This is a genomic window from Roseovarius sp. Pro17 (assembly GCF_035599575.1).
Classification (GTDB): domain Bacteria; phylum Pseudomonadota; class Alphaproteobacteria; order Rhodobacterales; family Rhodobacteraceae; genus Roseovarius.
This window is the reverse complement of record NZ_CP141179.1, coordinates 1,958,779-1,980,451: the sequence shown is the minus strand read 5'-3', so window position 1 is coordinate 1,980,451 and position 21,673 is coordinate 1,958,779. Positions and strand designations below refer to the sequence as shown.

Below are 21,673 nucleotides of genomic sequence, written 5' to 3'. Positions count from 1 at the left end.
CAAAACGACGCCGCCGGGCCGCTGGAAAACAGCAGTCGGCGGCGTTGTCATTCCGAAAGTGAGCCGAATGGTATCTGCAGCAGAACAAATGGCGGCCAACACCAGCTGGGCAGCGCTCGGCAAGGCCACCGATCTTCGCAAGCGCATCGTCTTTACCCTGTTGCTCTTGATAGTCTACCGCCTTGGCACATGGATCCCCGTTCCGGGCATCGACGGCGCCGAACTGCGCGAGTTTATGGCAGGGGCTGGGGCCAGCATTGGCGGAATGCTGTCGATGTTCACGGGCGGTGCCTTGGGCCGGATGGGTATTTTCGCACTCGGAATCATGCCCTACATCAGCGCTTCAATCATCGTTCAGTTGATGACGGCAATGGTGCCCGCACTGGAACAGCTGAAAAAAGAAGGCGAGCAGGGGCGCAAGAAGATCAACCAGTACACGCGCTACGGCACGGTATTTCTGGCGACGTTGCAATCCTACGGCCTTGCGGTCAGCCTGCAATCGGGGGATCTGGTCACCAATCCCGGCGGCTTCTTTATCGTTTCGTGCATGGTAACGCTGATCGGCGGCACGATGTTCCTGATGTGGCTGGGCGAGCAGATTACGGCGCGCGGCATCGGCAACGGCATTTCCCTTATCATCTTTGTCGGCATCATCGCCGAGGTTCCCGCAGCGCTGGCGCAGTTCTTTGCCAGCGGGCGTAGCGGCGCGATCAGCCCTGCGGTCATCATCGGCGTGATCGTGATGGTCATCGTCGTGATCGCCTTTGTGGTGTTCATGGAGCGGTCCCTGCGCAAGGTCCACATCCAGTATCCGCGCCGCCAGGTCGGGATGAAGGTCTATGACGGCGGTTCATCCCATCTGCCGATCAAGGTGAACCCGGCGGGCGTGATTCCCGCGATTTTTGCCAGCTCGCTGTTGTTGCTGCCGACGACGATCAGCACGTTTTCGGGCGGGCAGGGGTCCAGCCCGATCATGTCGACGGTTCTGGCCTATTTCGGTCCCGGTCAGCCGCTCTATCTGCTGTTCTTCACCGGCATGATCGTGTTCTTTACGTATTTCTATACCTACAACGTGGCGTTTAAACCTGATGAGGTCGCTGACAATCTCAAGAACCAGAACGGCTTTGTCCCCGGTATCCGTCCGGGCAAGCGCACGGCGGAATACCTCGAATATGTGGTCAGCCGCATCCTTGTTCTTGGGTCGGGCTATCTGGCGCTGGTCTGCCTGCTGCCTGAAATTCTGCGCGCCCAGTTCGCCATTCCCTTTTATTTCGGCGGCACATCGGTTCTTATCGTCGTTTCGGTCACCATGGATACGATTCAGCAGGTGCAGAGCCACCTTCTGGCGCATCAATATGAGGGCTTGATCGAAAAATCGCAGTTGGGCGGTAAAGGCAAGCGGCGCACACGTCGCAAAGGGACAGGGCGAAAATAGATGAACATCATACTTCTCGGACCGCCGGGCGCGGGCAAGGGCACGCAGGCGCATCACTTGGTCGCAACACGAAACATGATCCAGCTGAGCACCGGCGACATGCTTCGCGAGGCCAAGGAGTCCGGGACCGAGATGGGCAGGAAAGTTGCCGAAGTTATGGCGCGCGGCGATCTGGTCACGGATGACATCGTGATCGGTCTGATCCGTGAAAAACTGGAAGGCGACAAGGGTGGCGGTTTCATCTTTGACGGCTTCCCACGCACGCTGCCGCAGGCGGATGCGTTGGGAAAGCTACTGGCCGATTGCGGCGAGACATTGGATGCAGTGATCGAGATGCAGGTCGACGACGATGCATTGGTTGATCGCATCAAAGCCCGCTCGACCTGTGGGGGCTGTGGCGCGGTCTACAACGACAACACCAAACCGATCCCCGTGGATGGAATCTGCACCACTTGCGGCAAGAAAAATGAGTTCATTCGACGCGCGGATGACAACGAAGAGGCGCTGCGCAATCGCCTCATGGAATATTACAAGAAAACATCGCCGCTGATTGGGTATTACTACGCTAAGGATATGCTCAGCACGGTGGATGGTCTGGGCGAAATCGAGGACGTCCGCGCTGCTGTTGCGAACGCTCTCGGGGGCTAATCACGGCACAGTGGAGCGGCGGAAAAGGGCCGGGCGCAGAAGTTTGTCGCGCCGCCCTTGACGGCCAAGGCAATTCCCCCTAACCAGCAGCATCCCGCAAGGGACGCTGATTCATATGGGGCTAGCTCCATACCGAATCGATTACCTGAATTCAGCTGCGGCCCGATGCCATGCGCCTCGGGCCTGCGTTGTGAAAAAAGGGTCTGGCATTACGGACCCGCAACGAAAAGGAATATGCACGTGGCACGTATCGCCGGCGTCAACATCCCGACGCATAAACGGGTTCCCATTGCCCTCACCTATGTCACCGGTATCGGCCATTCGACGGCCAAAACCATCTGCGAAGCGGTCGGCATCGACCAGACGCGCCGTGTCAACGAGCTGAGCGATACCGAAACGGTTGCGCTGCGCGAGTATATCGACGCGAACCTGTCCGTCGAGGGTGATCTGCGCCGCGAGACGCAGATGAACATCAAGCGTCTGATGGACCTTGGTTGCTATCGTGGTCTGCGCCACCGCCGGGGCCTGCCGGTTCGCGGTCAGCGCACCCATACCAACGCCCGTACCCGCAAAGGCCCCGCTCGGGCCATTGCCGGCAAGAAGAAATAAGGGAGGGCAGCAGATATGGCACGCGATACCCGCCGCACGAAGAAGAAGGTTTCCAAAAACATCGCCACTGGCGTTGCGCATGTGAACTCTTCCTTCAACAACACCAAAATCCTGATCTCGGATGTTCAGGGCAACGCGATTGCATGGTCCTCGGCCGGCAGCTGCGGCTTTAAGGGCTCACGCAAGTCGACGCCCTACGCCGCCCAGCTGGCTGCAGAGGACGCAGGCAAAAAGGCGCAGGAACACGGAATGCGCACGCTCGAAGTCGAAGTGCAGGGCCCCGGTTCGGGCCGCGAGAGCGCGCTGCGCGCTCTGGCTGCTGTCGGCCTCAACATCACGTCCATCCGCGACGTGACGCCGATGGCGCATAATGGCTGCCGCCCTCCCAAGCGTCGCCGCGTCTAATACCGCTTTTTCAAGTGGGGCTGCGCATGTCCGCGCAGCCCCACTTACGTTATTTTGAAACCTCGGGCGTTCTGGCCGTCGGACATGCGGGCAGGACTGGTATGGAGGGACACATGATCCACAAAAATTGGGCTGAACTGATCAAGCCGACACAGCTGGACGTCAAGCCGGGCAATGACCCGTTGCGTCAGGCAACCGTCGTCGCCGAACCGCTGGAGCGCGGTTTTGGCCTGACGCTGGGCAACGCGCTGCGCCGCGTCCTGATGTCGTCGCTGCAAGGCGCGGCCATCACCGCTGTTCAGATCGACAACGTGCTGCACGAATTTTCGTCCGTCGCCGGTGTGCGCGAGGACGTGACCGACATCATCCTGAACCTCAAAGGCGTCGCCGTCCGCATGGAGGTCGAAGGCCCCAAGCGTCTGTCGATTAGCGCCAAGGGTCCGGGCGTCGTCACTGCTGGCGATATCTCGGACAGCTCCGGGATCGAGATTCTGAACCGCGATCACGTGATCTGCCATCTCGACGAAGGTGCGGACCTCTTTATGGAGCTGACCGTCGGTACCGGCAAAGGCTACGTCGCTGCCGACAAGAACAAGCCCGAGGATGCACCCATCGGCATGATCCCCGTCGATGCGATCTACAGCCCCGTCCGTCGCGTCAGCTATGACGTGCAGCCCACCCGCGAGGGCCAGGTGCTGGACTATGACAAGCTGACGATGAAGATCGAAACCGACGGCTCGATCACGCCCGACGACGCCGTGGCCTATGCCGCGCGTATTCTGCAAGACCAGCTGAGCATCTTCGTCAACTTTGAAGAGCCCGAAAGCGCGGGTCGTCAGGACGATGAGGACGGGCTGGAGTTCAACCCGCTCCTGCTCAAGAAAGTGGACGAGCTGGAACTGTCGGTGCGTTCGGCCAATTGCCTCAAGAACGACAATATCGTTTATATTGGCGATCTGATCCAAAAGACCGAAGCAGAAATGCTGCGCACACCGAACTTCGGCCGCAAGTCCTTGAACGAGATCAAGGAAGTGCTGTCGGGCATGGGGCTGCATCTGGGCATGGACGTCGAGGACTGGCCACCAGACAATATCGAGGATCTTGCGAAGAAGTTCGAAGACGCCTTTTAAAAGTGTTTCGAAGTATTCCAAGCTTGGAATACTTCGAAGCGCAGCGCGACATAGGTTCGTTGCGCCGCATTTCGCGAAAATCTGAAGATCAGGTTTTTCACGAAACGCTTTAAGAATTCGCAGGTCGGGCCACATCGCCCGGCCTGCAAATACCCGGGTTATCAAACCCCAAGGAGAGTGGCCTGACACGCATCACGCCGCCGGACAAAGCAAAATAAGTTTAGGAGATAGAAAATGCGTCACGCAAGAGGTTACCGCCGCCTGAACCGCACCCATGAGCACCGCAAGGCGCTGTGGGCGAACATGGCCGGCTCGCTCATCGAACATGAGCAAATCAAGACGACACTGCCCAAGGCCAAGGAACTGCGCAGCATCATCGAAAAGATGATCACGCTGGGCAAGCGCGGCGATCTTCACGCCCGCCGCCAGGCTGCCAGCCAGCTAAAGCAGGACCAGTATGTCGCGAAACTGTTCGACGTTTTGGGCCCTCGCTATAAGGATCGTCAGGGCGGATATGTCCGCGTCCTGAAGGCTGGCTTTCGCTATGGCGACATGGCCCCGATGGCGATCATCGAATTCGTAGATCGTGATCCGGCTGCCAAGGGCAAGGCCGACAAGGCACGCGTCGCTGCCGAACTGGCGGATGTCGACGACGATTGAATTTCGCCCGCAAGGGCAGATGTGCGAAGCCCCCGCTGGAAACGGCGGGGGTTTTTGCGTCTGCTGTGCAAACTTGCAATCAGGTGCCGGGGCGCGCATATCGCAAAGGCACGGATGACGGAGATGCGCGATGCTCAAACCCTTTGCCATTACCCTGATCGCATTTAGTACGCCTGCTTGGGCTGATATGCAGGTGCCGCAGGCGCAGTCCGAAATCCAGATGGGCTTTGTGCCGGTGGTTAAGGCGGTGACGCCTGCCGTCGTCAATATCTACGCCCGCCGCGTGATCGAGGGGCGGGCCAGCCCGTTCGCGGACGATCCGTTCTTTGGTCAGCTGTTTCAGAATTTCGGCGCACAGCGCCCGCGCGTCGAGAACTCGCTGGGATCCGGTGTGATCCTTGGTGGCGACGGCATTGTCGTTTCGAACTATCACGTCGTCGGGCAGGCCACCGACATCCGCGTCGTTCTGAATGATCGGCGTGAATATGACGCCAGCGTGCTGCTGGCCGACGAGGAAAGCGATCTGGCGATCCTTCAATTGCAGGATGCCGAAAACCTGCCCGCGCTAGACCTGCGCGTTTCCGACAGCGTCGAAGTGGGTGAATTGGTGCTGGCCGTTGGAAACCCGTTCGGCGTGGGTCAGACCGTCAGCAGCGGTATTGTTTCGGGCCTTGCGCGGTCGGGCACCGCAACTGGCAACACGCGCGGCTATTTCATTCAGACCGATGCGCCCATCAATCCCGGTAATTCGGGTGGCGCGCTGGTCGACACGGCCGGTCGCCTGATCGGAATCAATACGTCGATTCTCAGCCGCTCGGGCGGCTCGAACGGTATCGGCTTTGCCATTCCGGCCACGCTGGTGGACCAGTTCGTCAAACAGGCCCGCGCGGGCGAAACGCGGTTTCAGCGCCCTTGGGCGGGCGTCAGCGGTCAGCCGGTGACCTACGACATGGCCGAAGGGCTGGGCCTGATGCGCGGGGGGGGCGTCATCCTGTCGGATATGCATCCGGCCAGCCCCTTTGGTGCGGCGGGGTTTGAACCCGGCGATGTTATCCTGGCCGTGGACGGGCAGGAGGTGAACGGCCCCGCCGAGATGATTTACCGCATGAGCGTCGCAGGTCTTGGTACGGATGTGGCAGTGAGCGTGGTCAAGGATGGCGAGACGCGCGATGTGGCCGTGGCGATGCAGCGCGCCCCGGACCAGCCACCGCGTGCCACCCTTACGACCGGCGCGCGCGCCGCCGTGCCGGGCGTAACGCTGAGCACGATCAATCCCGCCGTGATTGCCGAATATGACCTGCCCCTGACCGTCAGTGGTGTGCTGGTCGAGGATCCGGGCGATATCGGCGCACGCGCCGGGCTGCGGGCGGGTGATATCCTGCTCGGCATCAACGGTGCCGCCGTGACCGACAGCACCAGCGCCAGTGCCGCGCTGGAGGCAGCGACGCGGCGTCTGGCACTGGACGTTCAACGTGGCCAGAGGCGATTTACCATGCGGTTCAGGCTATAGTCATGGCGGATCTGTTCGATACCGGCGATCCTGCACCCGAAGGGCAGGCCCAAGGCCATCGCCCGCTGGCTGACCGTCTGCGTCCCAAGACATTGGGCGAGGTGATCGGGCAGGAACAGGTTCTGGGGCCTGAAGCGCCCCTCGGCGTCATGTTGGCGGCGGGCAGCCTCGGTAGCCTGATTTTCTGGGGCCCGCCCGGCGTGGGCAAGACGACGATCGCGCGCCTGTTGGCAGATGAGACGGACCTGCACTTTATCCAGATCAGCGCAATTTTCTCGGGCGTGGCCGATCTGAAAAAGGTGTTTCAAGAGGCGCGCCATCGCCGCCAGAACGGGCAGGGGACACTGCTGTTCGTCGACGAAATCCACCGCTTTAACAAGGCGCAGCAGGACGGGTTTCTGCCCTTTATGGAGGACGGCACGATCCTGCTGGTCGGGGCCACCACCGAAAACCCCAGTTTTGAGCTGAACTCGGCCCTGCTCAGCCGCAGCCAAGTGTTGGTGCTGACGCGGCTGGCCCTGTCGGACCTCGAACGCCTTGCCCAGCGGGCCGAGCGTGAGATGGACCGCGCCCTGCCGCTGGACGGCCCTGCGCGTGAGGCGTTGCTGGAGATGGCAGATGGCGACGGGCGCGCCCTGCTGAACCTGATCGAACAGATCGCGGCATGGAAGGTGGAGGGTAAGCTGGGGACAGAAGGCCTCGCCAGCCGCCTGATGCGCCGCGCTGCGAAATACGACAAGTCGGGGGACGAGCATTTCAACCTGATTTCTGCCCTCCACAAATCGGTGCGCGGCTCTGACCCCGACGCCGCGCTTTACTGGCTGGCGCGGATGCTGACCGGGGGCGAGGATCCGCGCTATCTGGCCCGGCGCATCACGCGTATGGCGGTCGAGGATATCGGGCTGGCCGACACGCACGCACACCGCGTCTGCCTGGACGCGTGGGAGACATACGAACGGCTCGGCTCCCCTGAGGGTGAATTGGCGCTGGGACAGGCGGTGACTTACCTCGCGCTCGCGCCGAAATCGAACGCAGGCTACACCGCCTTCAAGGCCGCCATGCGCGAAGCCAAAAAGACCGGGTCCGAGCCGCCGCCAAAACATATCCTGAACGCACCAACCAAGCTGATGAAGGATGAGGGTTATGGCGCAGGCTATGCCTATGACCACGACGCAGAGGACGGGTTTTCCGGGCAAAACTATTTCCCCGAAACCATGAAGCGCCCTGTCCTCTATCAGCCAGTCGAACGCGGATTCGAACGCGAGCTGAAAAAGCGCCTCGACTACTTTGCCAAGCTGCGGATGAAGCGCGGATAGCAGCCTGAAAATCCGCGAGGGACGAGTCGGAAAGGTCTGTTTTGTGATATTGGCTGGCATCCGAGGTTCGGCTGACGTGACGTAATTTGCGGCCAATGGGTGCAAGTTTTGGGGCGCTAGAGCGCAGTCCACCTGCGTCAACCCTTAAAAACAAAGGATTTTTTGGATTCGCTCTGGCGGCATAGCGCGATCCGTGTTTTGATCTGCGCATGTTGCAATCAAGCAATTCCATTGCAGACGATCCCGCCAGCCCTTGCGTCGCACTGCGCGCGTACCGGCCAGCAGGGACAGAGTGCGCCCACTTCGGCGCTTGATTGCATCCCAACTGCCCACTGAAAAATCACGGGAGGTCTTCTTATGACCAACACGAATGACACCGAAATGATGACCCGCCTTGGCGTTGCCGCCAAAAGCGGTAGCATCTCGCGCCGCTCTTTCATGAATTACTCAATGGCCGCAGGCGTCGGCGCCACCACGGCGACCGGCCTCTGGACGTCCAAGGCGAATGCGGCCCCGCAAAAGGGCGGCACGTTCCGCTTTGGCATCCATGACGGCAACTCGTCGGACAACCACGATCCGGGTACATATGTCAGCCGCCAGCAGATCTATCTGGCGCATCAATATCGCAGCTATCTGACGATGATCAATTCCGACGGCACGCTGGGCAACGATCTGGCCACCGGGTGGGAGCCTAATGACGATGCATCGGTCTGGACGTTCCAGATTACACCCGACGCCAGTTTTCACAGCGGCAAGCCGGTGACGTCCGAGGATGTCGTCAATTCGCTGAACTTCCACCGCGGCGAGAAATCGACATCTGCTGCCAAGGCTCTGCTTTCGTCGGTCGACGACATCACTGCAGACGGCGATCATACCGTCGTCATTTCCCTGAACGGCGGCAATGCCGACGTGCCGTGGCTGATGACCGACTACCATTTTGCCATCTGCCCCAGCGATGGCGAGGGTAGCATTGACTGGAAATCCGGCGACGGCTCGGGTCCTTACAAGATCGACAGTGCCGAATGGGGCGTTCAGTTTTACCTGTCGCGCCACGAAGGTTGGCATCTGGACGGCGCCTGGTTCGACAAGCTGGAAATGCTGGTGCTGAACGATCCAAACGCGCGCCAGACCGCGCTGGTGACGGGCGCCGTCGATGCCATTTCGCTGGTCGATCTCAAGACCAAGGCCCTGCTCGAGCGTGACAAGTCGGTCAAGATCCTCAGCGTGCCCTCGGCAGCAGCGATTACCATGCCAATGTTTTGCGACGCCGAGCCGTTCAAGGACGTGAACGTGCGCAACGCGCTAAAGCTGTGCATGGATCGCGACGAGGTCATCCAAAAGATCGCCTTTGGCGAGGCGACGAAAGGCAACGATTTTCATCACAGCCCGGCGATGCCTTATTACCCCGAAGGGATTGAGCAGCGGGAATACGATCCCGATCAGGCCAAATCACTGCTAAAGACTGCAGGTGCTGAAAACATCGAAGTAAGCATCCACACCGCGGACTCGGTGTTCTCGGGTGCCGTGGACATGTGCGTCCTCTACGCGGAGCAGGCCAAGAAAGCCGGCATCAAGGTGAACGTCGTGCGCGAGGCGAATGACGGCTATTATTCGGACGTCTGGTTGAAAAAGCCGTTCTGTGCCGTCAGCTGGGGCGCGCGTCCTACGCCCGATGTCATGTACAGCCTCGCCTATGCGTCCGACGCGGCGTGGAACGAGTCGCACTGGCAGAATGAGGAATTCAACAAGCTGCTCAATCAGGCCAAGTCAGAGCTGGACGATGAACGCCGTTCGCAGATGTATAGCGAGATGGCGATCTTGGCAAAGGATGACGGTGGCACGATCATCCCGTTCTTTAACAACTTTGTCTATGCGACGACCGACAAGGTCATGACCGGCGAAAAACTAGCCGCCAGCTGGGAACTTGACGGCGCACGCGGCCCCAGCCGCTGGTGGTTCGCAAGCTAAGGGTTCGATCAGGCGGTCCAGCGTTCTGATGCGCTGGACCGCCATTCTGACATCGAAAACGTGCCGTTAAATCCGCAACGGTTTTTGCCCGAGTCGCCCGCCGCATGCAAAATTCTTTCATGAGGGTAAAATATCTATAAATATCATTACCTTCAACTAAAGGGGTGGATGCAATCCATCTTTCGTGTTTTGCTATAGATGCGTCGTTTTCTAACCGACGACGCCCCGGCGATGCGCCGACAATCACCCAGCGCCGGAGCCAAATTACCGGCTGCTCAATAATAAATAATAAATGAAAACGACCCTCAGGGAGCTAAAATGACCAATCCGAAAAACCAGCAGATGCTGGATCGTCTAGCCGACGCCGCCCGCGATGGGCGTGTTTCGCGTCGATCCTTTATGAATTACTCAATGGCTGCAGGCGTGACCGCCAGCGCCGCAACGGGCCTTTGGGGCACCGCTGCCAAGGCCGAGCCAAAGCGTGGCGGCACGTTCCGCATCGCGCAGCACGACGGCAACTCGGGCGACAGCCACGATCCGGGCATCTATGAATCCAACGCCGAGATCCTGCTGGCGCACACGTTCCGTGCGTTCCTAACGCAGATCAACACCGACGGTACGCTGGGCGCAGATGTCGCGACCGAATGGAGCGCCACGCCCGACGCGTCCGAATGGACGTTCAAGCTGAACCCCGAGGCGACTTTCCACTCGGGTGGCAAGGTGACGGCAGAAGATGTCGTCGCGTCGATGAACTTCCACCGCGGCGAGGAAAGTACATCGACCGCCAAGGCGCTTTTGACCAGCGTGACCGAGATCGTCGCACCGGACGAATCGACCGTCGTATTCAAGATGGATGCAGGCAATGCCGACCTTCCTTGGCTGATGACGGACTACCACCTCGTTATCCTGCCCCGAAACGAGGACGGCACCGCCAACTGGCAATCCGGTGACGGCTGCGGCCCCTATAAATTGGACAACTGGGACCCGGGCATTCGCGCCTCGCTGAGCCGACATGACGGTTGGCATGGTGAGGGTGCCTATTTCGACGCTATTGAAGTGATCTTTATCAACGATCCCAATGCGCGCCAGACGGCGCTGGTGACCGGCGACGCGGACGCGACAAGCTGGCTGGAGAACAAGACGATGGGGCTGGTCGAGCGTCATCCCGATGTCGACGTGATCAACCTGCCGTCTGCGCAGACGATCACAATGCCGATGTTCTGCGACGTGGAGCCATTCACCGATGTGAATGTGCGAAAGGCTCTGAAGCTGTCGATCGACCGCGAAGACATGATGGAAAAGATCCTCTTTGGCGCGGCAACGATCGGCAACGATTTTCACCATTCGCCCGCCATGCCCTATTGGCCAAGCGACGTGGAGCAGACGCCCTACGACCCCGATCAAGCCAAATCGCTGCTGAAAAAGGCCGGGGTGGAGAATCTGTCGGTCACGCTTCATTCTGCTGATTCCATCGCCACGGGCGCGGTGGATGCCGCCATCCTTTATTCCGAGCACGCCAAGGCGGCGGGCATCGACATCCAGGTCTCGCGCGAGCCAAATGATGGCTATTGGTCCGATATCTGGCTGAAAAAGCCATGGTGCATGGTCGCTTGGGGTGCGCGCCCGACGCCGGACGTGATGTACAGCCTTGCCTACAAAGACGACGCGGCATGGAACGAATCGCATTGGCAGAACGAGGAGTTCAACAAGCTGCTGCTTCAGGCCAAGGCCGAATTGGACGATGGCCTGCGCGCCGAGATGTATCGCGATATGGCGGTTCTCGCGCGTGATGACGGGGGGACGGTCATCCCGTATTTCCCGAACTTCGTTTACGGCAAGCGCAAAAATATCGGCACCACCGGTGAGTACGCGATCAGCTGGCAGCTGGACGGCTATCGCGCCGCCAGCCGCTGGTGGTTCGAAAGCTAAACGATATCGCACGCCGGCCCGGCGCTTAGTTGCGCCGGGCGATTAGGCCCATACCGCGCCACACCCCCGGATTTTGGGCCAAAATCAATGTAATGCGCCCATAGGGCACCTTAGCAAGTATGGCGAATTACTGTTAATTTGTGTCTCGCCGTGTTAGCGGTGACAGAACGAAAAAACCGCAGGAGGGATAAATGGGAGACATACTTGGGCTCGTTGCAAAACGGCTCGGTCTGGGATTGTTCATACTACTCGTGATTTCAGTCATCATCTTCTTCATGGTCGAACTGCTGCCGGGCGACATCGCCGAGGCTGTTCTGGGCCAGGGAGCGACCGAGGAAAACGTCAGGAACCTGCGCGAACAGATGGGCCTGAACGATCCAGCAGTGTTTCGGTATTTCGAATGGCTGAAAGGGGCGGTGATGCTCGACTTCGGTCGGTCCATCGTCACCCAGGAAACCGTAATGAGCGTGATCGGCGAGCGTTTCCGCAACACTCTTTTTCTTGCGACCTATGCAGCCGTCATCGCCGTGCCCTTTGCCATCATCCTCGGTGTGATCGTCGCGCTTCTGCGCAACTCGATCTTTGACCGGGTGGCAAACGTGCTAACGCTGACCTCAATCTCGAGCCCGGAATTCTTCCTTGGCTATATCCTGATCCTGTTCTTTTCGGTCAAGTGGGGCATGTTCCCGGCAATCGCCAGCTTGAGTGACGGCATGTCCTTCTGGGAGTTGCTGAGCCGCACATTCCTGCCGGCACTGACGCTGGTTCTGGTCGTCACCGCGCATATGATGCGGATGACGCGCGCTGCAATCATCAACCTGCTGGCCTCGCCCTATATCGAGATGGCCAAGCTGAAGGGCACGCCGCCCTGGAAGGTCATTGTGCGCCATGCGCTGCCCAATGCGTGGGCGCCGATCATCAACGTGGTAGCGCTGAACCTTGCTTATCTGATCACAGGCGTCGTGCTGGTCGAGGTGGTTTTCGTCTATCCCGGCATCGGGCAGGCGCTGGTCGATGCGGTCAGCAAGCGTGACTTCCCGGTCGTGCAGGCCTGCTGCCTGATCTTCGCCGCAACCTTCATCCTGCTCAATCTTGCAGCAGATGTGGGCGCAATCCTGACCAATCCGCGCCTGCGGCATCCGAAGTAAGGGAGAGAAAACATGGAAGATATTTCGGCCCTTTTATACTTTGGCCTCGCACCTATCACCTTCGCGCTGACCTACTTCACCGTGCTCGTCATCGCCTCTTGTGTGTCGGCGTATTACAACCAGCGCCAGCCGTTCATGATGATCTTTTCGCTGACCTTGGTGTCGATCGTCGTGGGTATCGTCGGGGGGGTGCACGCGCTGTGGGTGATCGCGATGGTCTCTTTCGTGCTCGCGATGGCGGCCATGATCTCCTACGCGTTCCGCGAATTCCTGATCCTGATCGCCTCGACTGAGCTGGCCAAGGAATTGCGCACCGCGCCCCTCACCGCGGCCTTCGGCATGTTCGTGATTTTCGTCTACGCGATCGCGGGTATTTTTGCCCCGTGGATCGCACCCCACGGCGAGGCCGAGGTCATCAGTTCGGCCTTTGCGCCGGCGGATGCCAATATGCTGCTGGGCGCGGATCAACTGGGCCGCGATATGTTCAGTCGCCTGATCTATGGCACGCGCAACTCGGTTGGTCTCGCGCTGACGGCGACGCTGCTGGCGTTCTTCATGGGTGCCTTCCTGGGCCTGTTGGCCGCGACCAGGGGCGGGTTCCTCGACAACTTTCTTGCGCGGTTCGCGGATGTGATCATGTCGATCCCGTCGCTGATCTTTGCGCTTCTGATGCTGTCGATCTTTGGCCCGTCTATGCCGGTGATCATCATCGCCGTGTCGATCATCTATGCGCCGCGCGTCTTTCGCCTGACACGGGCGGTCGCGGGCAACGTCGTGGTGATGGACTATATCGAAGCTGCGAAGCTGCGCGGGGAAGGCACCGGATACCTCATCCGGCGCGAGATCCTGCCAAACTCAACCGCACCACTGATCGCTGAATTCGGCCTTGAGTTCTGTTTCGTGTTCCTGCTGGTCGCGGGCCTGTCGTTCCTTGGCCTCGGCATTCAGCCGCCCACGGCCGACTGGGGCTCGATGGTGCGCGAAAATGCGACGCTGATCTCGTTCGGTGAAATCACACCGCTTATCCCGGCCGCCGCCATCGCGCTGCTGACCGTAGGGGTCAACTTCGTGGTGGACTGGATGCTGCACCGGTCTTCCGGTCTGAAGGAGTAATCGACAATGACCGAGAAAAAGAAAAAAGACATCCTGCTAAAAATCCGGAACCTTAAAATTCAGGGCTACACGGACGAAACCTGGATCGACATCATCAAGGGTGTCGACCTGACCCTGCACCGCGGCGAGGTGATGGGACTGATTGGGGAATCCGGTGCAGGCAAATCTACCATCGGTGCCGCCGCCATGGGTTATGCCCGCGATGGCACGCGCATTTCCGAGGACAGCTCGATCGAGTTCGACGGGATGGAGCTGACCACCGCCACCGAAGGCGAGCGGCGCGGCCTGCGCGGCAAGCGTATTGCCTATGTGGCGCAATCGGCGGCAGCATCGTTCAATCCGGCGCACAAGATCATCGACCAGCACACCGAGGCGCCGCTGCAATACCGCCTGAAAAAGCGGATGGAGGCGCAGGAGGACGCGATCGACCTCTACAACCGCCTGCGCCTGCCAAACCCGGACGAGATCGGCTTTCGCTATCCCCACCAGGTATCCGGCGGCCAACTACAGCGTGCGATGACGGCAATGGCGATGTCGTGCCGCCCAGACCTCATCATCTTTGATGAGCCGACGACAGCGCTGGACGTCACCACCCAGATCGAGGTTCTGGCCGCGATCCGCGATATCGTCGATCAGTTCGACACTGCCGCGCTCTACATCACGCACGACCTCGCCGTGGTCGCGCAGATGGCCGACACGATCAAGGTCCTACTCAAAGGCGAAGAGGTCGAGGAGGCGTCGACCAAGGAAATGCTGGCCAATCCCAAGGAGGAATACACGAAATCCCTCTGGGCGGTGCGCAGCTTTAAATCCCCTCAGCGTACGCGTGAGGGCCGCGATTGCCTGATCTCGGTCAAGAATGTCGATGCCTCCTATGCGTCGGGCCCCAAGATCCTCGATGACGTCAGCTTTGACATCTACGAGGGCATGACTGTCGCCGTGGTGGGCGAATCCGGTTCGGGCAAATCCACGACCGCACGGGTCATCACGGGGCTTCTGCCGCCGCAAAAGGGCGAGGTACTGTTTAAGGGAGAACCGTTCCCGGCAGACTACCGCAACCGCAACAAAGAGCAGCTGCGCCAGTGCCAGATGATCTATCAGTCGGCCGACACGGCGCTGAACCCCAAGGTCAAGATTAGCGAAATCATTGGCCGTCCAGCGAAATTCTATTCCGGTCTCACCGGCGGCGCGCTGAAAAACCGCGTGGACGAGCTACTGGACCTGATCGAACTGGAGCCATCGAAATACTATAACCGCTATCCAGCAGAGCTGTCGGGCGGCCAGAAGCAGCGTATCGGTATCGCCCGCGCGCTGGCAGCCGAGCCCAGCTTTATCGTCTGTGATGAGGTGACATCCGCGCTGGACCAGTTGGTCGCCGAAGGCATCCTGCGCCTGCTGGATCGCCTTCAGGACGAGCTGAACCTAGCCTACATGTTCATCACGCATGATCTGGCTACGGTGCGATCAATCGCCGATGAGGTGGTAGTCATGCAGCATGGCAAGGTGGTGGAGCAGGGACCAAAGGACGAGATGTTCCGCCCCCCGCATCATCCCTATACCGACCTTCTGCTCAGCTCGGTGCCCGAGATGGACCCCGACTGGCTGACGACCCTTCTGGAAGAGCGCGGCCTTGAAAATCTGGGCGAGGCGGCGTCGGACAAGATCAATCCCGAAGACGAAAAGGTCATGCCGTCGGACGCCTGACTGGGCAAGACACCGGGACAAATGAAAAGCGGCGGATGGGGATGCCATCCGCCGCTTTTGCGTATCTAACAGATCAAATCCCGGTTCAGACCATCGTCATTCCGGTCAGGACCATCGTGCCAAATATTATGGCATAGACGATCAGCACGGCGGGAAAGCTGGCGCTGCGCACACGCAGCTCACGGTTCAATTTATCTCTGGTCATGGGTGTAATCGCTTTTTGCAGGTGGACCGGGGATGCTCCGTAACCCCGATCAAAAGTGGGTAGAGGCGTATGAGTGGTCCCATCCGCCGATGCATCTGCTGAAACTTTTTAAGCGGCCGGGTACGATACTCGACCGGGCCTGTGTGTCAGGTCTTAGAAGTCGATTGCTATGTAATCGACATCGCGGACAGGACCATGGTCCCGACGATCAGGCCATAGACAATAAGCACAGCAGGCCAAGTGGCGCTATGCATGCGAAGTTCGCGGTTTAGTTGATCCCGGGTCATGAGTGCCTCCTCGTGCTGTGCTTAGGCCTTGGTGGGCGTATCAGTATGCCCTGATCCGCAGATACCTATCTTTTCTGGGAAAGCAATACCGAAATAAAGATAATTATATGCACTTGCTGCATGGCAGTTGATTGCCGCGCGCATAGCTTTATCCTTTTTTCGCAACACATTGATTTTATGCTAAAAAAGTATTCGATGGGAATGCGTGACAGCGCAACAATATTTCGCCTCACGCGCAGATGCCGTTTTTGTCACAGCTATCGCGCAGGCCCCGACCCAACCGGACCTGCGCAAATCCGTTACGCTGCTGTCGGTCCTTGCAACGGCATCACAGTCAGATCGCCCTCCAAGCGTGCCAGCATCGCCTGAGCAGCGGCCAGAGAGGCGGCAGCGGTCGTAAAGTAGGGGATCTTGTCATAGAGCGCGACCGAGCGGATTTCGCGGCTGTCCTCGACAGAAAGCGCGCCTTCGGTCGTGTTCATCACCAACGCGATCTCGCCGTTCTTGAGCATGTCGACAATATTGGGCCGACCCTCATAAACCTTGTTGACGGTCGTACATTCGATGCCCTGTTCGGCCAGAAACGCCGCCGTGCCGCGCGTCGCAACGATGGTGAACCCCATGCCGGTCAAGATCTGCGCCGTTTCGATAATCTGCGCCGTCTTGTCGGAATCCTTGATCGAAAAGAACACCGCGCCGCTTTCCGGCAGGATCACGCCTGCGCCCATCAGCGCCTTTAGGAACGCCCGGGCAAAGCTTACATCCCAGCCCATGACCTCACCGGTCGAGCGCATTTCAGGGCCGAGGATCGTATCGACACCGGGGAAGCGCGCGAAAGGCATGACCGCCTCCTTGACCGAAAACCACGGCATCGCGTAGTCGGCCAGCGTCATCTGATCCGCCATCGGCAGGCTGCCGGGTGTCGCGCCACTGGGATAGGCGCCGCGATGCGGGAAATTGCTCAGCGGCTCACCCGCCATCAGGCGCGCGGCGATAGAGGCGATGGCGCTATCGGTCGCCTTGGCGACGAACGGCACCGTGCGGCTGGCACGGGGGTTTACCTCGATCAGGTAGATCTCGCCGTCCTTCACCGCGAATTGCACGTTCATCAGGCCGATCACCTTCAGCGCGCGGGCCAGCGCGACGGTCTGGCGCTCGATTTCCGCGATGATTTCGGCGTCCAGCGTGTAAGGCGGGATCGAGCAGGCGCTGTCACCAGAGTGCACGCCCGCCTCTTCGATATGTTGCATGATGCCCGCGACATGCACGTTCTCGCCATCGCAGAGGGCATCCACATCGCATTCGATCGCGCCCGAAAGATAGCTGTCCAGCAGCACAGGGCTGTCGCCCGAAACGACGACGGCCTCGGCGATGTAGCGCTCTAGCTGGGGCATGTCGCGCACGATTTCCATCGCGCGCCCGCCCAAGACATAGGACGGGCGAATGACCAGCGGGAAACCAATTTTCTCCGCAATCGCAATGGCCTGCGCATCTGTCGAGGCGATGCCATTCACCGGCTGTTTCAGGCCTAGGCGGTTGACCAGATCCTGAAACCGCTCGCGATCCTCGGCCAGATCAATGGCGTCGGGTGACGTGCCTAGGATCGGGATGCCTTCGGCCTCCAGCGCATTGGCCAGCTTGAGCGGGGTCTGCCCGCCGAACTGCACGATCACGCCGTGCAGCGTGCCGTTCTGCTGCTCGACTGACAGGATTTCCATCACATGCTCGAACGTCAGCGGCTCAAAATAGAGGCGGTCTGAGGTGTCGTAATCGGTACTGACCGTCTCGGGGTTGCAATTGATCATAATTGTCTCGTAGCCCGCATCCGACAGCGCATAGCAGGCGTGACAGCAGCAATAATCGAACTCGATCCCTTGCCCGATCCGGTTGGGGCCGCCGCCCAGAATGACGACCTTCTTGGCATCCGTGGGGCGCGCCTCGCATTCGACCTCGCCCATCATCGGGGCCTCGTAGGTGGAATACATATAGGGCGTCTGCGCCTCGAATTCCGCTGCGCACGTATCGATCCGCTTAAAGACGGCAGTGACGCCCACGCCGCGCCGGGTCGCGCGCACAGCGGCTTCGTCCGTCCCTGTGAGGGTGGCGAGGCGCGCGTCGGTAAATCCCATCATCTTGAGACGGCGCAAGCCCGCCTCATCACCGGGCAAGCCGCTGGCGCGCACGGCCTCTTCGGCGTCGACGATTTCGCGAATGCGGGCCAGAAACCACGGGTCGAACATGGTGACGACGTGGATATCGTCGTCACTCAGGCCATGGCGCATCGCCTGCGCAATGACGCGGATGCGGTCGGGCGTCTGTTTGGCCAGCGCGCGGGTGACGGCGTCCTTGTCGGGCGCGCCCTCAATTGCAATCTCGTCAAAGCCGGTGAGGCCGGTTTCCAGCGACGCCAGCGCCTTTTGCAGGCTCTCGTGGATCGTGCGACCAATCGCCATCACCTCACCGACCGATTTCATTGCGGTGGTTAGGTGCGGCTCAGAGCCTTGGAACTTCTCAAAGGCAAAGCGCGGGATTTTTGTGACGACATAGTCAATTGTCGGCTCAAAGCTGGCGGGCGTCACTTGCGTGATGTCGTTGTCCAACTCGTCCAGCGTATAGCCAACGGCCAGCTTGGCTGCGATCTTGGCGATTGGGAAACCTGTCGCCTTGGATGCCAGTGCCGAAGAGCGGCTGACGCGCGGGTTCATCTCGATCACCACCATGCGCCCATCGGCGGGGTTGATCGCCCATTGCACATTCGAGCCGCCCGTTTCGACGCCAATCTCGCGCAGCACGGCGATGCTTTGATTGCGCATCACCTGATATTCTTTGTCGGTCAGGGTCAGGGCAGGGGCGACGGTGATCGAATCGCCCGTATGCACGCCCATCGGATCGACGTTTTCGATGGCGCAGACGATGATGGCGTTGTCTGCCTTGTCGCGCACGACCTCCATTTCGAATTCTTTCCAGCCCAGCAGGCTCTCGTCGATCAGGATCTGGTTGACGGGCGACGCGTCGAGGCCGGTCTTGCAGTAATGCTCGTAATCGTCGCGGTTATAGGCCACGCCGCCGCCCGTACCGCCTAGGGTGAATGCGGGACGGATGATCGCGGGAAGGCCAACGTATTCAATGGCATCCATGCATTCCTGCATGGTGTTGGCGATGGTTGCCTTGGGGTTTTCGATGCCGAGGCGGTCCATCGCCTCGCGGAACAGTTTGCGGTCCTCGGCCATCTCAATGGCCTCGCGGTTCGCGCCAATCAGTTCCACGCCGAATTTCTCAAGCACGCCCATGTCGGCGACTGCCAGCGCAGTATTGAGGCCAGTTTGCCCGCCCATGGTGGGCAGCAGGGCGTCGGGGCGTTCCTTTTCGATGATCTTGGCGACGATTTCAGGCGTGATCGGTTCGATATAGGTGGCGTCGGCTAGCCCTGGATCGGTCATGATCGTCGCCGGGTTCGAATTGACGAGGATCACCCGATACCCTTCCTCGCGCAGCGCCTTGCAGGCCTGAGCGCCGGAATAGTCGAACTCGCAAGCCTGCCCGATGATAATGGGGCCCGCCCCGATGATCATGATGGATGAGATATCGTCGCGCTTTGGCATAGCCCGTGTCCCCGCTTGGCAGCTGTGACTGCGCAGGCCCGCCGGGTGCCGTGCTAAGGGTGCGCGTGCGGCGGGCGCGCAAATTGGTGGCGGTTATATCCATGCCGCGCCCCGGCGCAAGGCCTAGCGGCAGCCTGTTCGGCGGCGCGGGCGGTTTACCCCTGTTTTTTGCGCGCGCAGCGCATTAGGTAGACGGCCACTGGACCAAGCGCGCGGGGAGGCGCCGGTGGAGATTCGCTTCGATCATGGGCCGATTGGCGACAGTGCGGGTCTGTTTGCGGCGCCGCGCCGGATGATCGTGGCCGAGGATGCCGCAGATGTACCTGCCGCGCTCGCCGCGCTGGATGCCGCGCGCGCCGAGGGCGCATGGCTGGCAGGGTATGCCAGCTATGAGCTGGGCTATGCGCTAGAGCCGCGCCTTGCGCCGCTGATGCCGCCGCACCGTCGACTACCGCTGCTGTGCTTTGGAGTATACGGCACACCTGTCGCAGCGCCCGATCTGCCGGTGAGTGAGGCGAGCCTGTCGGACCTGACCCCGCTTTGGGACCGCGAACGTTATGCGCGAGCGTTTCAAACGGTCCACGACTATATCGGTGCTGGCGATTTCTATCAGGCAAATCTCACCTTTCCTCTGACCGGCACCGTCACTGGCGATCCCGCCGCGCTATACGCCGCGCTCGCCGCGATCCAGCCGGTGCGCTTTGGTGCGCTGGTGCAGCAGGAGAATGGCCCGTCGATCCTGTCACGCTCGCCCGAGCTGTTCTTTCGCACCGACGCAGATGGCCGGATCGAAACGCGCCCTATGAAAGGCACCCAGCCGCGCAGCGATGATGCGGCCGAGGATGCCCGCCGCCGCCAGTTTTTAGCCACCGATGACAAGAACCGCGCCGAGAACCTGATGATCGTCGACCTCTTGCGCAATGATCTCAGTCGAATTTGTATCCCCGGCAGCGTAACCGTGCCTGAGCTATTCACCGTCGAGAGTTACAGCACAGTGCACCAGATGACCTCGCTGATCGCAGGCCAGATGACGCCCGGAACCGGCCTCGCCGCGACCCTCACTGCGCTGTTTCCGTGTGGGTCAATCACCGGCGCCCCCAAGCTGCGCGCGATGGAGGTTCTGGCCGATCTGGAAGAGGCCCCGCGCGACATCTATTGCGGCAGCATCGGCTGGGCGGCCCCGGATGGGCGCTGCGAATTCAATGTTGCCATCCGGACCCTGCTGCTGGATGCGGGACGCGTTACGTTGAACGTCGGCGGCGGCGTCATCCACGACAGCACCGCCGCGTCCGAATATGAGGAGGCACTGTGGAAAACCCGGTTTGCCCGCCCGCTGGTCCAGACTTCGCCCTGATCGAGACGATGTTGTGGACGCCCGGCGCCGGTATCGCGCACCACGCTCGCCACATGGCTCGCCTCGCGCGTTCGGCCCGCCATTTCGGCATTGTGCCTGTCGGCGTCGACGCGGCGCTGGCCACTATTATCGCCGATACGCCACTGCGCCTGCGCTTGACGGTCGATGCATCGGGCCGCGCGGCGCTGACCCGCACCCCGTTTCAGCCCCTCGCGCCCGGCAAACGCTGGCGCGTGCAAATCCATCCTGAACGACTGGACCCGACCGATCCGTGGTTACAGCACAAGACGACGCGGCGCGCCCTCTATGACGATGCTCGCGCGGCGCTGCCTGAGGGAATAGACGAATTCATCTTTCTCAATATCGGCGGCGCGCTCTGCGAAGGGACCATCACCAACATCTACCTCGATCCCGGTGACGGCATCCTCCTCACACCGCCGCGCGCCTGCGGCCTTCTGCCCGGCATCGGGCGCGAGGCACTGATCGCCGCGCGTCGCGCCCGCACCAGTCGCCTGACGCCGCAGGATCTGGCGCAGGCCAAGGCCGTCTACGTCGGCAATGCTCTGCGCGGCCTGATCCCCGCGGACCTCGCCTAGTTGTTTGCTAAAATACCGCCGCAGGACACGCTTGGAAATTTCTGCGCAAGACCT

The 21,673-nt window shown here is 60.3% G+C and carries 16 protein-coding genes; 15 read left to right on the top strand and 1 reads right to left on the bottom strand.

Annotated elements, in window-relative coordinates; translation table 11 throughout:
• Positions 1-67: 67 nt before the first annotated feature.
• The 13 genes from secY (at position 68) to U3654_RS09515 (ending at position 15,575) form a co-directional block, all read left to right on the top strand.
• Positions 68-1,435: a preprotein translocase subunit SecY gene (secY, locus tag U3654_RS09575; protein WP_324755113.1), complete on the top strand. Its 1,368-nt coding sequence runs from the start codon at positions 68-70 to the stop codon at positions 1,433-1,435.
• Complete coding sequence (locus U3654_RS09570; protein WP_324755112.1) at positions 1,436-2,083, top strand: adenylate kinase; 648 nt, start codon at positions 1,436-1,438, stop codon at positions 2,081-2,083. It abuts the gene before it with no gap.
• Between the two features lie 240 nt (positions 2,084-2,323).
• Positions 2,324-2,692 (top strand): 30S ribosomal protein S13, encoded by a 369-nt coding sequence (rpsM, locus tag U3654_RS09565; RefSeq protein WP_324755111.1) that lies wholly within the window; start codon positions 2,324-2,326, stop codon positions 2,690-2,692.
• A 15-nt stretch (positions 2,693-2,707) separates the two neighbouring features.
• Positions 2,708-3,097, top strand: a complete 390-nt coding sequence (gene rpsK / locus U3654_RS09560) for a 30S ribosomal protein S11 (RefSeq protein WP_324755110.1) — start codon at positions 2,708-2,710, stop codon at positions 3,095-3,097.
• Between the two features lie 113 nt (positions 3,098-3,210).
• Positions 3,211-4,227 (top strand): DNA-directed RNA polymerase subunit alpha, encoded by a 1,017-nt coding sequence (locus tag U3654_RS09555; RefSeq protein ID WP_324755109.1) that lies wholly within the window; start codon positions 3,211-3,213, stop codon positions 4,225-4,227.
• Between the two features lie 234 nt (positions 4,228-4,461).
• Complete coding sequence (gene rplQ / locus U3654_RS09550; protein WP_324755108.1) at positions 4,462-4,887, top strand: 50S ribosomal protein L17; 426 nt, start codon at positions 4,462-4,464, stop codon at positions 4,885-4,887.
• Positions 4,888-5,017: 130 nt separating this feature from the next.
• Complete coding sequence (locus tag U3654_RS09545) at positions 5,018-6,397, top strand: trypsin-like peptidase domain-containing protein (protein WP_324755107.1); 1,380 nt, start codon at positions 5,018-5,020, stop codon at positions 6,395-6,397.
• A gap of 2 nt (positions 6,398-6,399) precedes the next feature.
• Positions 6,400-7,713 carry a replication-associated recombination protein A gene (locus tag U3654_RS09540; RefSeq protein ID WP_324755106.1) on the top strand — a complete coding sequence of 438 codons (1,314 nt, stop codon included), beginning with the start codon at positions 6,400-6,402 and terminating at the stop codon, positions 7,711-7,713.
• Between the two features lie 357 nt (positions 7,714-8,070).
• Positions 8,071-9,681 carry an ABC transporter substrate-binding protein gene (locus U3654_RS09535; RefSeq protein WP_324755105.1) on the top strand — a complete coding sequence of 537 codons (1,611 nt, stop codon included), beginning with the start codon at positions 8,071-8,073 and terminating at the stop codon, positions 9,679-9,681.
• A 318-nt stretch (positions 9,682-9,999) separates the two neighbouring features.
• Positions 10,000-11,610, top strand: coding sequence for an ABC transporter substrate-binding protein (locus U3654_RS09530; RefSeq protein ID WP_324755104.1), 1,611 nt, complete (start codon positions 10,000-10,002; stop codon positions 11,608-11,610).
• Positions 11,611-11,801: 191 nt separating this feature from the next.
• Entirely contained in the window at positions 11,802-12,758 is a 957-nt protein-coding gene (locus U3654_RS09525; RefSeq protein WP_324755103.1) for an ABC transporter permease, read from the top strand.
• A gap of 12 nt (positions 12,759-12,770) precedes the next feature.
• Positions 12,771-13,871 carry an ABC transporter permease gene (locus U3654_RS09520; protein WP_324755101.1) on the top strand — a complete coding sequence of 367 codons (1,101 nt, stop codon included), beginning with the start codon at positions 12,771-12,773 and terminating at the stop codon, positions 13,869-13,871.
• Positions 13,872-13,877: 6 nt separating this feature from the next.
• Entirely contained in the window at positions 13,878-15,575 is a 1,698-nt protein-coding gene (locus U3654_RS09515) for an ABC transporter ATP-binding protein (protein ID WP_324755100.1), read from the top strand.
• 791 nt (positions 15,576-16,366) lie between these two features.
• Here the strand turns inward: U3654_RS09515 and carB are convergent.
• Complete coding sequence (carB, locus tag U3654_RS09510; RefSeq protein ID WP_324755099.1) at positions 16,367-19,669, bottom strand: carbamoyl-phosphate synthase large subunit; 3,303 nt, start codon at positions 19,667-19,669, stop codon at positions 16,367-16,369.
• Positions 19,670-19,895: 226 nt separating this feature from the next.
• Between carB and U3654_RS09505 the strand changes: the two genes are divergently transcribed.
• Together U3654_RS09505 and U3654_RS09500 are read left to right on the top strand one after the other, a co-directional pair.
• Complete coding sequence (locus tag U3654_RS09505) at positions 19,896-21,023, top strand: aminodeoxychorismate synthase component I (RefSeq protein WP_324755098.1); 1,128 nt, start codon at positions 19,896-19,898, stop codon at positions 21,021-21,023.
• A complete protein-coding gene (locus U3654_RS09500) occupies positions 20,978-21,619 on the top strand; it encodes an aminotransferase class IV family protein (protein WP_324755097.1) in 642 nt (213 codons plus the stop codon). The genes U3654_RS09505 and U3654_RS09500 overlap by 46 nt, the downstream gene beginning before the upstream one ends.
• Positions 21,620-21,673: the final 54 nt, after the last annotated feature.

What these genes read in the sequence shown, in the direction of transcription:
- secY (WP_324755113.1), top strand. Translation starts at nt 68, where the DNA reads ATGGTATCTGCAGCAGAACAAATGGCGGCCAACACCAGCTGGGCAGCG.
- U3654_RS09570 (WP_324755112.1), top strand. Translation starts at nt 1,436, where the DNA reads ATGAACATCATACTTCTCGGACCGCCGGGCGCGGGCAAGGGCACGCAG.
- rpsK (WP_324755110.1), top strand. Translation starts at nt 2,708, where the DNA reads ATGGCACGCGATACCCGCCGCACGAAGAAGAAGGTTTCCAAAAACATC.
- U3654_RS09555 (WP_324755109.1), top strand. Translation starts at nt 3,211, where the DNA reads ATGATCCACAAAAATTGGGCTGAACTGATCAAGCCGACACAGCTGGAC.
- rplQ (WP_324755108.1), top strand. Translation starts at nt 4,462, where the DNA reads ATGCGTCACGCAAGAGGTTACCGCCGCCTGAACCGCACCCATGAGCAC.
- U3654_RS09545 (WP_324755107.1), top strand. Translation starts at nt 5,018, where the DNA reads ATGCTCAAACCCTTTGCCATTACCCTGATCGCATTTAGTACGCCTGCT.
- U3654_RS09540 (WP_324755106.1), top strand. Translation starts at nt 6,400, where the DNA reads ATGGCGGATCTGTTCGATACCGGCGATCCTGCACCCGAAGGGCAGGCC.
- U3654_RS09535 (WP_324755105.1), top strand. Translation starts at nt 8,071, where the DNA reads ATGACCAACACGAATGACACCGAAATGATGACCCGCCTTGGCGTTGCC.
- U3654_RS09530 (WP_324755104.1), top strand. Translation starts at nt 10,000, where the DNA reads ATGACCAATCCGAAAAACCAGCAGATGCTGGATCGTCTAGCCGACGCC.
- U3654_RS09525 (WP_324755103.1), top strand. Translation starts at nt 11,802, where the DNA reads ATGGGAGACATACTTGGGCTCGTTGCAAAACGGCTCGGTCTGGGATTG.
- U3654_RS09520 (WP_324755101.1), top strand. Translation starts at nt 12,771, where the DNA reads ATGGAAGATATTTCGGCCCTTTTATACTTTGGCCTCGCACCTATCACC.
- U3654_RS09515 (WP_324755100.1), top strand. Translation starts at nt 13,878, where the DNA reads ATGACCGAGAAAAAGAAAAAAGACATCCTGCTAAAAATCCGGAACCTT.
- carB (WP_324755099.1), bottom strand. Translation starts at nt 19,669, where the DNA reads ATGCCAAAGCGCGACGATATCTCATCCATCATGATCATCGGGGCGGGC.